We start from the raw sequence: 13,914 nt of genomic DNA on the forward strand, positions 1-13,914 counted from the left end.
CTCCGGCGATCAGTCATCAAGCCCCTCCGGCGATTGAGGAGCGGGGTCCGGGGCGGAGCCCCGCGACCCGGCCGCCCACCTCGATCCACCCCTCCGGCTGCGGGGCCGTCAGGATCTGGGAGCCGCGGCCCTGGCGGATGTTGAGGGCGCGGTCGAGGAGGTCCGTCAGGAGGAGCGCCGCCGCTCCGGTCGCCTCGTCCTCGGTGATGCCGTCGTCCCGGCCGGGGAAGCCGCGGGCACGGACGCGGCCCGCCGCCTCGTCCTCCCAGGCCCAGGCGTAGATCCACTCCCCCGCCGGCGGCACCGGCAGGGCGTCCACCTCGGCGGCCGACCCGTACCGGCGCAGCGTGCGCGGCGGGGCCCACTCGGCGCGCGCCTCGATCCAGGTGAACTCCCCGTCGAGGCGTGCCCCGACGGTGCCCGCGGGCACGACCAGTTCCGGTACGTCGAGCAGCCAGGCCGAGCCGACGCACGGGTGGCCGGCGAAGGGCAGGCGCAGGGTCGGCGTGTAGATGTCGATGACGCCGCGCTCGGGGTCGTCGACGAAGACCGTCTCGCTGAAGCCCAGTTTGCCCGCGAAGGCCTGCCGCTCGGCGCGGTCGGGCATGCGGGAGCCGTCGCGTACGACACCGAGTTCGTTGCCGTGACGGCCGTCCGCCCCGCAGAACACCCGCAGCACGTCGTAGTCGGCCGCGTCATCGGCCGTGCCGGCCCTGCCGTTCACCTCGTTCACCGGGGCAGTGAACCACGTCGCACGCCCCCGGCGACCCTCCGCTTGACCTTCCCTTGACCAGCCTCTGGGTCGTCCGAGGGTCGGTCGTATCCGGGTCGCGACCAGGCGGTTCCCGTGAGAGGTGAATCACGGACGAGACGGGTAGCACTGAGGTAAGCCTCATATAAGTTAGGGCCGCCTTATCTGTAGCTGTGAACGTCCTTGAGCGCCTTCTGGAGCCCTGTATGCGAGCCGTCCGTCTCACCGTCGCCACCGCCGTCGCCACGGTGGCGGCCCTGACCGCCGTCACGGGCTGCACCGAGAAGAGCGACGCCAAGAGCAGCGGGCCCGGCGCCATCAAGGTCACCGCCACCGACGACAGCTGCAAGGTGTCGGCGACCTCGTTCCCGGCCGGGCACGTCGAGCTGGCCGTCGAGAACAAGGGGTCGCGGGTCACCGAGGTCGAGATCCTCTTCCCGGACGACCGGATCGTCTCCGAGCGCGAGAACATCGGCCCGGGCACCAAGCACACCCTGACCGCCGAGGTGAAGAGCGGCGCCTACCGCATCGCCTGCATCCCCGGCATGAAGGGCAAGGGCCACCGCCAGGACGTGAAGGCGACCGGCGGCAAGGCCGTCAAGCGCGACCCGCGCCTGGACAAGGCCGTCGCCGCCTACCGCCAGTACGTGCAGGCGCAGGCCGACGAGACGCTGCCCAAGGTGACGACGTTCACCGACGCCGTGCGCAAGGGCGACCTGGACGCCGCGAAGAAGGCGTACGCCACCTCCCGCATCGGCTGGGAGCGCACCGAGCCGGTCGCCGAGTTCTTCGGCGACATCGACCCGAAGGTCGACGTGCGGGCCGACGGCCTCAAAGCGGGCCAGAAGTGGACCGGCTGGCACCGCCTGGAGAAGGCGCTGTGGAAGGACAAGAAGCTCGGCAAGACGGAGAAGGCGCTCGCCACCCGGCTGGACAAGGACCTCGCCGACTGGCAGCAGCGCGTCGGCAAGGCCGAGATCACGCCCACCTCCATGGCCAACGGTGCCAAGGAGCTCCTCGACGAGGTCGCCACCGGCAAGGTCACCGGCGAGGAGGAGCGCTACTCGCACACCGACCTCGTCGACTTCAAGGCCAACGTCGAGGGCGCCGAGAAGGCGTACGACCTCCTGAAGCCGGTCGCCGCGGAGAACGACCCCGCGCTGGCCAAGGAGCTCGACAAGCAGTTCGCCGCCCTGGACACGCTGCTCGACAAGTACCGCAAGGACAAGACCTCCTACGACTTCACCTCGTACGACAAGGTCGCCGAGGCGGACCAGAAGGAGCTGTCCGACGCGGTCAACGCGCTGGCGGAGCCGCTGTCGAAGCTGGCCGCCGCGGTCGTCTCGAAGTAACGGCGAAGCACGAGTCAAGGAGCACTGAGATGACGGACGAGACCGCCGGCTCCCCCGCCCCCACCCGGCGTTCACTCCTCGCCGTCGGCGGCGCCGGGCTCGCGCTCGGCGCCGCTGCGGCGGGCGGCGCGGTCGCCCTGACGCGGGACGGCGGCGACGACATGCAGCCGGCCGCCGAGTCGGGCGGCGCGGTGCCGTTCCACGGCGCGCACCAGGCGGGCATCGCGACGCCCGTGCAGGACCGGCTGCACTTCGCCGCGTTCGACGTGAAGACGGAGGACCGCGAGGAGTTCGTGCAGCTCCTGAAGGACTGGACGAAGGCCGCCGCCCTGATGACCGAGGGCCGCGCGGTCGGCGAGGGCGCGTACGGCGGGCTCGCCGAGGCGCCGCCGGACGACACGGGCGAGGCACTCGGCCTCAAGCCGTCGCGGCTCACGCTGACGATCGGCTTCGGCCCGTCGCTCTTCGACAAGTACGGCAAGACGTTCGGGATAGCCGACGCGCGGCCCGAGGCGCTGGTCGAGCTGCCGAAGTTCCCCGGCGACAACCTCGACAAGGCGCGCAGCGGCGGCGACCTGTGCGTGCAGGCCTGCGCCGACGACCCGCAGGTCGCGGTGCACGCCATCCGCAACCTGGCCCGGATCGGCTTCGGCAAGGTCGCCATCCGCTGGTCGCAGCTCGGCTTCGGCAAGACGTCGTCGACGACGCCGGACGAGCAGACCCCTCGTAACCTGATGGGCTTCAAGGACGGCACCCGCAACATCGCGGGGACCGAGAAGGCCCGCCTGGACAAGCACGTGTGGGCCGACGGTCCTTCGTGGATGGCCGGGGGCTCGTACCTCGTGGCCCGCCGGATCCGGATGAACATCGAGACGTGGGACCGCACCTCGCTCCAGGAGCAGGAGGACGTCTTCGGCCGTGACAAGGGCGAGGGCGCGCCGGTCGGCAAGGCGAAGGAGCGCGACGAGCCGTTCCTGAAGGCGATGAAGCCGACCGCGCACGTGCGGCTCGCGCACCCGGACTCCAACCACGGCGCGACGATCCTGCGCCGCGGCTACTCGTTCACCGACGGGACGGACGGGCTCGGGCGGCTCGACGCGGGGCTCTTCTTCCTCGCGTACATGAAGGACGTCCGCAAGGGGTTCATCCCGGTGCAGCGCAATCTGGCGACGGACGCGCTCAACGAGTACATCCAGCACGTGGGTTCGGCGGTGTTCGCCGTACCGCCGGGTGTGCAGGACAAGAACGACTGGTGGGGCCGGGCGCTCTTCGAGAAGACGGAGGCGTGAGCACATGTTCGCGAACTATCTGATCGGGCTGCGCGAGGGCCTTGAGGCCAGCCTCATCGTCTGCATCCTCGTCGCCTACCTGGTGAAGACGGACCGGCGCGACGCGCTCAAGCCGGTGTGGCTGGGTGTCGGGGTCGCCGTGTTCGTGGCGCTGGCGTTCGGCGCCGGGCTCGAATTCGGCTCGCAGGAGATGACGTTCAAGGCGCAGGAGGCGCTCGGCGGTTCGCTGTCGATCGTCGCCGTGGGTCTGGTGACGTGGATGGTGTTCTGGATGCGGCGCACCGCGCGGCACCTGAAGACGGAGCTGCACGGCAAGCTGGACACGGCGCTGCGGATGGGCACGGCGGCGCTGGTCGTGACCGCGTTCCTGGCCGTGGGCCGCGAGGGCCTGGAGACGTCCCTGTTCGTGTGGACGGCGGTGCACGCCACCAGCAACGGCACGACGGAGCCGGTGATCGGCGCGCTCCTCGGCCTCGCCACGGCGGTGGTCCTCGGCTGGCTGTTCTACCGGGGCGCGCTGCGCATCAACCTGGCCAAGTTCTTCACGTGGACCGGCGGCATGCTGGTCGTCGTGGCGGCGGGTGTCCTCGCGTACGGCGTCCACGACCTCCAGGAGGCGGACTTCCTCGGCGGCCTGAACAACCTGGCCTTCGACATCAGTTCGACGATCGCCCCCGACGGCTGGCTGGGCACGCTCCTCAAGGGCGTCTTCAATTTCCAGCCCGACCCGACGGTGCTCCAAGTCGTCGTCTGGTTCGTGTACTTGGTGCCGACGCTGGCCCTGTTCTTCGCTCCGGCCGGGCTGCTGTCGCGTAGGCCCGACGCGGTGCGCGCCTCCTCTTCCCGGTAGGGTTCGGCCCCGTGCAGGGGCAGGGAAGCGGAAGGTGAAGTCAACGTCATGAGCAAGGTCATGAACAGGCTCGGCCGGCCGGCCGCGATGGCGGCCGCCGCGGTCGTGCTGTCCCTCACGGCGAGCGGATGCGTGACCGTGCACGGGGAGCTGGAGGTCGTGCCCACGACCACGAGGGCCTCCGCGGCGCGCGCCCTGGACACCTTCCTCGCCGCGTACAACAAGGCGGACAAGACGTACGAGCGGTCCGCCGACGCGCGCTACGTGACGGGCGCGCTCGGCGCGATCGACGCGGCCAAGCTGAAGGCGGGCCGCACGGTCAGCCCGGACGGCAACGCGAAGCACACGCCGCTGAAGCTGACCGACACGAACATCACCGTGCCGAAGAAGGCGGGCTGGCCGCGCTGGTTCGTCACCGACTCGGCCAACAACCGGGTCGCCGGCTCGCGCTGGGTGATGGTCTTCACGCGGAACGCGGAGAGCGAGCCGTGGGCGGTGTCGTATCTGACGCTGTTCGCCGCCGGGAAGCTGCCCGCGTTCAAGAAGGACGCGGACGGCTGGGGCGAGGCCGTCGCAGCCGACGCCAAGGATCTGGCGATGCCGCCGAAGGACGTGAGCGCGAAGTACGCCGCGTACATGAAGGACGGCGGTGACGGGTTCGCCGCGGGCGCGTACACCACGCAGTGGCGCGAGACCCGCAAGAAGAACGCCTCGCGGCCCGGTCTCGCCACGCAGTACATCGACGAGCCGCTGACGTCGGGCGACTACGCGCCGGTCGCGCTGCGTACGGAGGACGGCGGGGCGCTGGTGTTCTTCACGACGCGGCGCTACGAGAAGCAGACCGCGTCCACCGGGAGCGATCTGCCGGCGATCAGTCCCAGCGTGAAGGCGCTGATGTCCGGCGACGCGAAGCAGTCTGCGACGTACGGGTATGTGTCGAGCCAGGCTGCGGCTGTCCCTGCGGGGGCTTCCGGGGATGTGGGCGTTGTGGCTCGGGTCGAAGGGATCACGACCGCCGAAGGGTCTTGAGCGGATACTCGTCTGCCGAGGCGTGTTGTTCGCCGGGCGCGGGCTCGAGTTCGGTTGCTCGCGCAGTTCCCCGCGCCCCTGACGGGGCGCAGCCCCTCCCTACGGCCAGGCGGACTCGAAGTCCGGCTCTGCTCCTGCGTGGCGGGCGCACGCGTCCGTCAGCGGTTCCAGGAGGGTCAGCGGGTCCGGGAGGGGGTGTTCCGGGCCTCGGAGCCAGGTGACCGTGCGGTCGGCGGGGAGGCGGGCCGGGGGGATCAGGACGTAGGAGCCGCGGCAGTGCCAGCGCAGGCCGGGGTGTTCGTCCATCGTCTCGGGGTGGCAGTCCAGCTCGCAGGGCCACCACTCGTCCTCGTCGGCGGGCGTACCGCGCGTCGCCGTGAAGAAGAGCATGCGGTCGCCGCCGGAGAGGGCAACGGGGCCGACCTCGACGCCGCTCGAAAGGAGCCGCTCAAGGGCTTCCTCGCCCGCCTCCACAGGCACGTCGAGGACGTCGTGGACCATGCCGGTCGCGGTGATGAAGTTGGCCAGCGGCTGGTGCCTGGCCCAGCGCTCGATCTGGCCGCGGTCGGTCGTGGACTGCGTCTGCCAGGCGAAGGAGACGGGGTGCGTGCCGGGCGTCGGACAGCCGATGCGGTTGCAGGAACAGCGGTAGTCGGCGGGGTGGGCGGCCGGCGCGAGGGGCAGTCCGGCGGCGGCAGCGGCGAGCAGCAGGGACTCGCGGTCGGTGTCGACCGGTGTCTCCTTCGGGGCCCTGGCCGACTTCAGCCACCGGGTGAACCTGCCCAGGGACCCCCGGCCCGTCGACCCGTCGTCCCCGCCGAAGCGGCCGCCGTGCTCCGCGCCCATCTAGCCCCTCACCATCGCCGTCGTGCCGAGTGCCGGTTGAACCCCGGACCACCATGGTCGCACCATCCTGCTCCCCGGGGGGCCGGAGTCCACATCCGGGGTCGGTGAGGACGGGTCCACGAACGGGTGACATTGCCGTATTTATCAGGATTCGCCGCTCAATCTTGTCGGCATGGTCACTCTCGCCAGCAGGACCGCACCGATCGTCGCGCTCGCCGGCGCCCTCTCCCTGACGACCCTCGCCTTCGCGCCGCCGCTGGCTCCCCTGGAGTGGGGCAGCGGCCCGCTGACCGTCGACGGGCTGCCCGGCGTCACCTACACCGCGCATCGCGGCGGCGCCCTCGAAGTCCCGGAGAACAGCATGTCGGGGCTGGCCGCGGCGTACGCGCGGGGCACCGCGCAGGTGCTCGACTTCGATACGCGGATGCTGCGCGACGGCACGCTCGTGGTGATGCACGACGCGACCCTGGACCGTACGACCTACTCGACGGGCCTGGTGCGCGACCTGGACCGGCAGGGGTGGGAGGGCGTACGGCTGCGGCCCGAGGCGTCACTTCCGGGCAGCTGGCGGGCCGAGCGGCCGCCGACCGTGGCCGAGGTGCTCGACCGGTTCGGCGGCCGGATCGTGCTGATGCTGGAGGCCAAGGACCCGGACAGTCTGCGCGGCCTGGCGCGGCTGATCCGGGCGCGCGGCCTGACCCGCTCGGTGCTGGTCAACTCCAACCACCCGGCGGTCGCCCGGCGCGCGCACCATCTCGGCCTGATCTCCCAACTCTGGCGCTCCGCACGGCAGATGAGGACCGACCGGCCCGAGCGCTGGGCCCCGTACGTCGATGTGCTCGACATGGACTACAAGGCGCGCAACGCCGATCTCGTGCGGGCCGTCAGGTCGGGGGTGCCGCGCGTGTGGGCGCACACCGTGAACACGCCGGCGGACCGGGACCGGGTGCTGCGGCTCGGCTGCAACGGCGTGATCACGAACGCGCCGGGCCTGCTGGCCCGGACCCCTCAGCGGGGCGCGATGCCGTAGAGGGCGTAGTCGACCAGCGTGTCCGTGTACTCGTACGAGATCGGGCCGGTGAACTGGAGCCAGCGCTGGGCGAGGGGGGAGACCCACAGTTCGAGGGCGATGCGCGGGTCGATCTCCTGGCGCACCTGTCCGGCCTCCTGCGCGAGGCGCACGCGGTCGGCGTAGAGCTGGAGCGACGGCTGGAGGAGCTTCTCCGTGAAGATCCTGCCGACCTCCTCGTTGACCACGCCCTCGGCGGCCAGCGCACGGGACGGGGCTTCGTAGCGGGGGTCCTTGAGCTGGTCGACGGTGAGCCGCAGCACGTGCTTGAGGTCGGCGGCGAGGTCACCGGTGTCCGGGATGACGTACGCGTCCTCGCCGCCCGCGTCGCGGGCCGCCTGCTCCCCCAGGTCGAGGAAGGCCTCGAGCAGCACCTCGGCCTTCGACCCCCACCAGCGGTAGATGGTCTGCTTGCCGACACCGGCACGGGCGGCGATGCCCTCGATGGTGGTCCTGGGGTAGCCGATCTCGCCGACGAGGGCGAGGGCGGCGTCGTAGATGGCGCGGCGGGAGCGCTCGCTGCGGCGGGCGGAGTCAGGGACCGTCTTCTTGGCAGACATACGTCGAATGTAGCAGCGGGGCGAGGCGAGACGTGCCGTCTCGATAGGGCGTTGACAAGACGATCCGTCTCGTTCACAGTGGAGATGTCGACGAGACGATACGTCTCGACTACCTATGGAAGGGGAACACCATGACCCGAGGTGGAGCAGGCGGCATGCTGGGCGTCGGCGGGACCCGTAACAAGCTCTCCCGCAAGGCGCTGCGCGGCGGCGGGCGGGGCGGGAGCGTCGGCGCGGGGGCCGACCCCGCGGCGCAGAAGCGGGAGCTGTTGCGGAAGTTGAAGGAGGGGCGCGGCACTGACGACGCGTCGTGAGCCGCGCCGGACGCGAACCACCCGTTCGGTTCACAGCCCGGAGGGCTTCTCCGGCCGCACCATGGGCGACAACAGCCCCTGCGGTCGTGAGGAGCCCTCATTGCGTAATCCGCTTCCTCGTTCTGTGGAACGGCGCGCCACACCCCGGCGCTATCTGATGTGCCCACCGGCACACTTCAAGGTCACGTACTCGATCAATCCGTGGATGGACCCGGCGAAACCCGTCGACGTCCCGCTCGCCGTCGCCCAGTGGGAGGACCTCCGGGACCGCTACCGGGCGCTCGGGCACACCGTCGAGGTGCTCGACCCGCGGCCCGGGCTGCCCGACATGGTGTTCGCGGCGAACGGGGCGACCGTCCTCGACGGTCGGGTGCTCGGCGCCCGGTTCGCCCACCCCGAAAGGGAGTTGGAGGCCGTCGCCCATCTGGAGTGGTTCCGCGCGCACGGGTACGCCGACGTGTGCGAGCCGGTGCATGTGAACGAGGGCGAGGGCGACTTCGCCGTCACCGCGTCGTACGTGCTCGCCGGGCGCGGGTTCCGGGCATCACCCCTGTCGCACGGCGAGGCGCAGGAGTTCTTCGGCCGGCCGGTGATCGGGCTCGATCTGGTGGACCCGCGGTTCTACCACCTGGACACCGCGCTCGCGGTGCTCGACGACGCGGCGGACGAGGTCATGTACTACCCGCCGGCGTTCTCGGCGGGCAGTCAGGAGGTGCTGCGGCGGATGTTCCCCGATGCGCTGATCGCCGAGGAGGCGGACGCGGTGGCCTTCGGCCTGAACTCGGTGTCGGACGGGCTGCACGTGCTGCTGCCGCAGGCCGCGCTGGGGTTGTTCGAGCCGTTGCGGGAGCGCGGGTTCGAGCCGATCGGGATGGACCTGGGCGAGCTTCTGAAGGGGGGCGGGAGCGTCAAGTGCTGCACGCTTGAGCTGCGGGCCTGAACCCCGCCCCTCAGCTCCCGTCCCAGGAGTCGCCCCAGTCGGCGTTCCTGGCCTCCTTGTACAGAACCCCGTGCTTCTTCGTCACCGTCACCCGGTCCAGGTCCCCCTCCGCCTCGCACAGGTCGAGGAGGACCTGGCCCTTGCGGATCTGGGGGCGGCGCACGATCCGGGCCGGGGCGGGGGCCGGCGCGAAGCGCGTCGCCGCGACGTACGCGAACTTCTCGTCCTCGTACGCGAGCGAACCCCCCTTGACCTTCCGGTGCAGGGACGAACGGGCGACGCGCGCCGAGAAGTGGCACCAGTCCGTGCCCGGGACGATCGGGCAGGCGGCGCTGTGCGGACACGGCGCCGCGATCCGGAAACCGGTCGCGATCAGGCGATCGCGGGCCTCGATGACGCGGGTGTAGCCGTCGGGGGTGCCGGGTTCGACGATCACGACGGCGCCGTGGTCCGGGTGGGCCGCCCGCGCCGCGGCGTCGACGACCGCCGCCCGGTCCGCCTCGGTCAGTTCCTTCAGGACGTACGAGACGGTGACCAGGCCGGTGGCCTCGGGGTCCTGTCCGGTGCCGATACGGGACTTCTCCCAGCGCACCGACTCCGCCAACCCGGCGTCGGCGGCGGCCAGTTCGCGGCCGAGCGCGAGCGCGGCCTCCGACCAGTCGAGGACCGTCGTGGGGCGCTGCCCCGGCCACACCTCGTGCGCGGCCCAGACCGCGGCGCCGGTGCCGCCGCCGATGTCGAGCTGTCCGGCCGGGGCCCAGCCGTCGGGCGCCGCGTCGGCGAGGGCGTCGAGCGCGGAGCGGACCGCCTCGAACGTGGCCGGCATCCGGTACGCCGCGTACGCCGCGACGTCGGCGCGGTCGCGCAGGATCGGGGCGTCGGTGGGGGTGGTGCCCCGGTAGTTCGCGATGAGCCGGTCGACGGCGCGGGTCGCCTGGCTCGGCGGGAGCCCTTCCAGGAGGGCGGCGAGGGCGTTTCGCAGGGTGTCGGCGGGCTGCTCGATGGGGGCGTTCACCCCGTGATTTTACGGGGCGCGTCTGCCGGGTTCGGCCTTGTCGCCGGGTGCGCGTGCGTGGGGGCCGGCCGCGCAGTTCCCCGCGCCCCCTGAAGCATGCGCTGCGCGCGGCTTCCCCAGGGGGCGCGGGGAACTGCGCGACCAGCCACGAACCACGCGCACCCGGCAACGCGACCGACAGCCCCGAGCTATCCCCCGCACGACCCCAGCGGCACCACGGCCCGGGCAAGACGCGTGGCCGCCGCCGCGCGCGGGCCGCTGTCGGCCGGGCGGCGGCGCGGGTGGACCGTGTTGGCGAGGAGGACCAGGAACGTGTCCGTCACCGGGTCCACGACCAAGGACGTCCCCGTGAACCCCGTGTGCCCGGCCGCGCCGTGCCCCGCCAACTCCCCCATGAACCCCGGCTGATCCACCCGGAAGCCGAGGCCGGGAGCCGTCAGCATCAGGTCGACGAAGTCGGGGCCGAGGATGCGGGCAGTGCCGTACGAGCCGCCGTTGAGGAGAGTGCGGCAGAGCACCGCGAGGTCGTGGGCCGTCGAGAAGAGGCCCGCGTGCCCGGCGACCCCGCCGAGCGCCCACGCGTTCTCGTCGTGCACCTCGCCCCGGAGCATGCCCCGGTCGGCCTTGGCCCAGGGCCGGCGCTGGTCCTCGGTGGCGGCGGCGCCGGTGCGCGGCCCGAACGACGTGGCGTTCATGCCGAGGGGGCGGGTGATGCCGTCGCGGATCAGGACGTCGAGCGGCCGGCCGGTGAGACGCTCCAGGAGGTGCTGGAGCAGCAGCATGTTCAGGTCGGAGTAGAGGTATTCGCCGGGCGCGGAGGACGGGGCCTCGGTGCGCAGGAGTTCCAGGCGCGAGGGCGCGTCCGGGGCGTCGTACAGCGGCAGTTCGGGGCGCAGGCCCGAGGTGTGGGTGAGCAGCTGGCGGACGGTGATGCCGTGCCGGGCGGCGGCCGTGAACCGGGGCAGGTAGGCGCCGGCCTTCGCGTCGATGCCGAGCGTGCCGCGCTCGATCTGCTGCACGGTGGCGATCGTCGTGAACAGCTTGGTGAGCGAGGCGAGGTCGAAGGGGGTGTCGAGGGTCATCGGGATGCGGGCGGCGCCCGGCAGTTCGACCCCGCGGTCGGCCGCCTCGTCGTACGACGCATAGCGCACCGCCCAGCCGCAGACGGCCTCGGCGGCGATCACCGGGCCGCGTCCGGCGAGCAGCACCGCGCCCGCGCACCAGGGGCGCGGCCCTTCGGAGAGCAGCCGCACGTCCCGGACGAGACCGGCGAGCTGTGCGGCGTCGAGGCCGGCCCGCTCGGGGGTGCCGTGCCGCAGTCGTGGTGAGCTCAGCGGTCCGCCACCTCCCCCGTCGGCTCGGCCGTGCGCTGCCACGGGCGGCACAGTGCCATGAAGGCGGTGGCCGCCGCCAGGCCGCAGGCGAGCTGGACCACGGCCATGGGGACGGCGGTGTGCTCGCCCGCGATGCCGACGAGCGGCGAGGCGATCGCGCCGATGAGGAAGGACGAGGTGCCGAGCAGGGCGGATGCGGAGCCGGCGGCGTGCGGGGTGCGCATCAGGGCGAGCGCGTTGGTGTTCGGGGTGGCGAGGGCCATCGACGCCATGAGGACGAAGAGTCCGGTGGCGACGGGCGCGAGGCCGAGGTCCTCGGGGGCGCCGAAGACGCCGGTGGCGACCAGGAGCAGGAAGGTCGCGGCGGTGATGATCAGGGCGATGCCGGTCGCGAGGACCTTGTCGAGGTTGACGCGGCCGACGAGGACCTTGCCGTTGAGCTGCCCGGTGGCGATCAGGCCGACCGAGTTGAGCCCGAAGAGGAGGCTGAAGGTCTGCGGGGACGCCCCGTAGATCTCCTGGATGACGAACGGGGACGCCGATATGTACGCGAACAGCGCGGCGAACGCGAAGCCGCCCGCGATCATGTAGCCGAGGAAGACGCGGTCGGCGAGCAGGCCGCGCATCGTGCGCAGCGCCTCGACGGTGCCGCCGCTGTGCCGGCGTCCGGGTTCCAGGGTCTCGGGGAGGCACTTCCAGACGATCGCGGTGAGCGCGACGCCGATGACGGTGAGGACGACGAAGACGCCGCGCCAGTCGGTGATCCGCAGGACCTGGCCGCCGATGAGCGGCGCGACGATCGGGGCGACGCCGGAGATCAGCATCAGGGTGGAGAAGAAGCGGGCCATCGCGACGCCGTCGTAGAGGTCGCGGACGACGGCCCGCGCGATGACGATACCGGCGGCGCCCGCGAGGCCCTGGAGCAGCCGGAAGGCGACGAGCAGGGCGACGTTCGGGGCGAAGGCGCAGATCGCGGTGGCGACGACGTACACGAGCAGGCCGACGAGCAGGGGTCTGCGGCGACCCCACTTGTCGCTCATCGGGCCGACCACGAGCTGCCCGAGCGCCATGCCGGTCAGGCAGGCGGTGAGGGTGAGCTGGGCGGTGGCTGCGGAGGTGTGCAGATTCCCGGTGACCTCGGGGAGCGCCGGGAGGTACATGTCCATGGACAGCGCGGGCACGGCGGTGAGGCCGCCGAGGACGAGGGTGACGAGGGCGCTGGTTCCGGCGGCAACGGCCTTGCCGGGTACGGGGATCGGGGTGCCGCCGCGAGGTGCTCCCACCGCGCCGGCCGTGCTCCGGGTGCCGCTTCCTGTGCTCCCCGTACTTCCGCTCTCCGCCATTCCGTGGCTCCCCGTTCCCTTTCGTCTCTCCCGGTCGTACGTGCGATTACCTATGCTCTCAGCTCTGCGGAGTGGTCGGGAACAACATCTGGAGCGGGTGGGCATGGTGGCGGAGCGGGTGCGGTGGGGGATTCTCGCGACGGGCGGGATCGCGGCGTCGTTCACGGCGGATCTGCTGGATCTGCCGGACGCGGAGGTCGTGGCGGTGGCGTCGCGGTCCGAGGAGTCGGCGAAGGGGTTCGCGGAGCGGTTCGGGATCGGGCGCGCGTACGGCGACTGGGCGTCGCTGGCTGCGGACGAGGACGTCGACGTGGTGTACGTGGCGACGCCGCACATGGCGCACCGGGCCGCGGCCGGGATGTGCCTGGAGGCGGGGCGTGCGGTGCTGTGCGAGAAGGCGTTCACGCTGAACTCGCGGGAGGCCGAGGAGCTGGTGACGCTGGCGCGCTCGCGCGGCCTGTTCCTCATGGAGGCCATGTGGATGTACTGCAACCCGCTGATCCGGCGGCTGAAGGCGCTCGTCGACGACGGGGCGATCGGTGAGGTCCGCACGGTGCAGGCCGACTTCGGTCTGGCCGGGCCGTTCCCGCCGGCGCACCGGCTGCGGGATCCCGCGCAGGGCGGGGGCGCGCTGCTCGACCTCGGGGTGTATCCGGTGTCGTTCGCGCAGTTGCTGCTCGGGGAGCCGTCGGGGGTGACGGCGAGAGCGGCGCTCTCGGAGGAGGGCGTCGATCTCCAGACGGGAATGCTGCTCTCGTGGGAGAGCGGTGCTCACGCGGTGCTGCACTGTGCGATCAACGCAGGTACGGGGGTGACGGCTTCGGTGACGGGGGCCACGGGGCGGATCGATGTGCCCGGGGGCTTCTTCCACCCGGAGCGGTTCGTGCTGCACCGGGACGGGCGGGCCCCGGAGGAGTTCACGACGGCGCCGGAGGACGGGCCGCGCGGGTCCATGCGGCATGAGGCGCTCGAGGTGATGGGGCGGTTGCGGGCCGGGGACACGGAGTCGCCGCTTGTGCCGTTGGATGGCTCGCTGGCGGTCATGCGCACGCTGGACTCCGTCAGGGAGCAGGTGGGGGTGCGGTACCCGGGGGAACGGTGACGCGTCTGCCCTGTTCCGGTGCGCTGCCGGGTGCGATCCGGCCCAGGTCGTCACGGCCGAGCGCGCGGGCGCCGCCCAGCGTGGCCGCCTCCACATAAGCCTCGGCGGGCGCCGCGTCGG

General features: G+C 72.0%; 14 protein-coding genes. 8 read left to right on the forward strand and 6 right to left on the reverse strand.

Annotation, left to right across the window (positions count from 1 at the left end):
• Positions 1–16 precede the first annotated feature (16 nt).
• Entirely contained in the window at positions 17–724 is a 708-nt protein-coding gene (locus tag AB0L37_RS32650; RefSeq protein ID WP_365513712.1) for a PhzF family phenazine biosynthesis protein, read from the reverse strand.
• A gap of 233 nt (positions 725–957) precedes the next feature.
• Between AB0L37_RS32650 and efeO the strand changes: the two genes are divergently transcribed.
• The 4 genes from efeO to AB0L37_RS32670 are packed head-to-tail and all read left to right on the forward strand — an operon-like array spanning position 958 to position 5,271.
• Positions 958–2,103, forward strand: a complete 1,146-nt coding sequence (gene efeO, locus AB0L37_RS32655) for an iron uptake system protein EfeO (protein WP_365513667.1) — start codon at positions 958–960, stop codon at positions 2,101–2,103.
• Positions 2,104–2,132: 29 nt separating this feature from the next.
• The gene (gene efeB, locus AB0L37_RS32660; protein WP_365513670.1) at positions 2,133–3,392 is read left to right on the forward strand and encodes an iron uptake transporter deferrochelatase/peroxidase subunit; all 1,260 of its coding nucleotides are present in this window, start codon (positions 2,133–2,135) and stop codon (positions 3,390–3,392) included.
• A gap of 4 nt (positions 3,393–3,396) precedes the next feature.
• On the forward strand, positions 3,397–4,242 hold the full coding sequence (efeU, locus tag AB0L37_RS32665) for an iron uptake transporter permease EfeU (protein WP_365513673.1): 846 nt from the start codon (positions 3,397–3,399) through the stop codon (positions 4,240–4,242).
• Between the two features lie 48 nt (positions 4,243–4,290).
• A complete protein-coding gene (locus tag AB0L37_RS32670; protein ID WP_365513676.1) occupies positions 4,291–5,271 on the forward strand; it encodes a hypothetical protein in 981 nt (326 codons plus the stop codon).
• Between the two features lie 99 nt (positions 5,272–5,370).
• On the opposite strand, the gene AB0L37_RS32675 is transcribed toward AB0L37_RS32670, so the two are convergent.
• Positions 5,371–6,117 carry a bifunctional DNA primase/polymerase gene (locus AB0L37_RS32675; protein ID WP_365513679.1) on the reverse strand — a complete coding sequence of 249 codons (747 nt, stop codon included), beginning with the start codon at positions 6,115–6,117 and terminating at the stop codon, positions 5,371–5,373.
• A 172-nt stretch (positions 6,118–6,289) separates the two neighbouring features.
• Here AB0L37_RS32675 and AB0L37_RS32680 point away from each other — a divergent pair, with 172 nt between their 5' ends.
• A complete protein-coding gene (locus AB0L37_RS32680; RefSeq protein WP_365513682.1) occupies positions 6,290–7,147 on the forward strand; it encodes a glycerophosphodiester phosphodiesterase in 858 nt (285 codons plus the stop codon).
• On the opposite strand, the gene AB0L37_RS32685 is transcribed toward AB0L37_RS32680, so the two are convergent.
• Positions 7,126–7,746, reverse strand: a complete 621-nt coding sequence (locus tag AB0L37_RS32685) for a TetR/AcrR family transcriptional regulator (protein WP_365513684.1) — start codon at positions 7,744–7,746, stop codon at positions 7,126–7,128. The genes AB0L37_RS32680 and AB0L37_RS32685 overlap by 22 nt on opposite strands.
• A 131-nt stretch (positions 7,747–7,877) precedes the next feature.
• Between AB0L37_RS32685 and AB0L37_RS32690 the strand changes: the two genes are divergently transcribed.
• Together AB0L37_RS32690 and ddaH are read left to right on the forward strand one after the other, a co-directional pair.
• Entirely contained in the window at positions 7,878–8,060 is a 183-nt protein-coding gene (locus AB0L37_RS32690) for a DUF6243 family protein (RefSeq protein WP_365513687.1), read from the forward strand.
• Positions 8,061–8,184: 124 nt separating this feature from the next.
• Positions 8,185–9,000 carry a dimethylargininase gene (ddaH, locus tag AB0L37_RS32695; RefSeq protein WP_365513690.1) on the forward strand — a complete coding sequence of 272 codons (816 nt, stop codon included), beginning with the start codon at positions 8,185–8,187 and terminating at the stop codon, positions 8,998–9,000.
• Positions 9,001–9,010: 10 nt separating this feature from the next.
• On the opposite strand, the gene AB0L37_RS32700 is transcribed toward ddaH, so the two are convergent.
• From AB0L37_RS32700 to AB0L37_RS32710, 3 genes are all read right to left on the reverse strand, one after another.
• Positions 9,011–10,015: a small ribosomal subunit Rsm22 family protein gene (locus AB0L37_RS32700; RefSeq protein ID WP_365513693.1), complete on the reverse strand. Its 1,005-nt coding sequence runs from the start codon at positions 10,013–10,015 to the stop codon at positions 9,011–9,013.
• A 188-nt stretch (positions 10,016–10,203) separates the two neighbouring features.
• Positions 10,204–11,391 (reverse strand): serine hydrolase domain-containing protein, encoded by a 1,188-nt coding sequence (locus AB0L37_RS32705; protein WP_365513696.1) that lies wholly within the window; start codon positions 11,389–11,391, stop codon positions 10,204–10,206.
• On the reverse strand, positions 11,346–12,605 hold the full coding sequence (locus AB0L37_RS32710) for a multidrug effflux MFS transporter (protein ID WP_365513715.1): 1,260 nt from the start codon (positions 12,603–12,605) through the stop codon (positions 11,346–11,348). Before AB0L37_RS32710 ends, AB0L37_RS32705 begins: the two co-directional genes overlap by 46 nt.
• Before the next feature lie 190 nt (positions 12,606–12,795).
• Here AB0L37_RS32710 and AB0L37_RS32715 point away from each other — a divergent pair, with 190 nt between their 5' ends.
• Positions 12,796–13,794, forward strand: coding sequence for a Gfo/Idh/MocA family oxidoreductase (locus AB0L37_RS32715; RefSeq protein ID WP_365513699.1), 999 nt, complete (start codon positions 12,796–12,798; stop codon positions 13,792–13,794).
• The last annotated feature ends 120 nt before the right edge of the window (positions 13,795–13,914 follow it).

It is taken from the genome of Streptomyces sp. NPDC052225 (genome assembly GCF_040679615.1).
Lineage (GTDB): Bacteria > Actinomycetota > Actinomycetes > Streptomycetales > Streptomycetaceae > Streptomyces.

Excerpts from the sequence above, each read along its gene's own strand:
- efeU (WP_365513673.1), top strand. The coding sequence starts at position 3,397 with ATGTTCGCGAACTATCTGATCGGGCTGCGCGAGGGCCTTGAGGCCAGC.
- AB0L37_RS32680 (WP_365513682.1), top strand. The coding sequence starts at position 6,290 with ATGGTCACTCTCGCCAGCAGGACCGCACCGATCGTCGCGCTCGCCGGC.
- AB0L37_RS32715 (WP_365513699.1), top strand. The coding sequence starts at position 12,796 with ATGGTGGCGGAGCGGGTGCGGTGGGGGATTCTCGCGACGGGCGGGATC.
- efeB (WP_365513670.1), top strand. The coding sequence starts at position 2,133 with ATGACGGACGAGACCGCCGGCTCCCCCGCCCCCACCCGGCGTTCACTC.
- AB0L37_RS32675 (WP_365513679.1), bottom strand. The coding sequence starts at position 6,117 with ATGGGCGCGGAGCACGGCGGCCGCTTCGGCGGGGACGACGGGTCGACG.
- AB0L37_RS32690 (WP_365513687.1), top strand. The coding sequence starts at position 7,878 with ATGACCCGAGGTGGAGCAGGCGGCATGCTGGGCGTCGGCGGGACCCGT.
- efeO (WP_365513667.1), top strand. The coding sequence starts at position 958 with ATGCGAGCCGTCCGTCTCACCGTCGCCACCGCCGTCGCCACGGTGGCG.
- AB0L37_RS32685 (WP_365513684.1), bottom strand. The coding sequence starts at position 7,746 with ATGTCTGCCAAGAAGACGGTCCCTGACTCCGCCCGCCGCAGCGAGCGC.
- AB0L37_RS32670 (WP_365513676.1), top strand. The coding sequence starts at position 4,291 with ATGAGCAAGGTCATGAACAGGCTCGGCCGGCCGGCCGCGATGGCGGCC.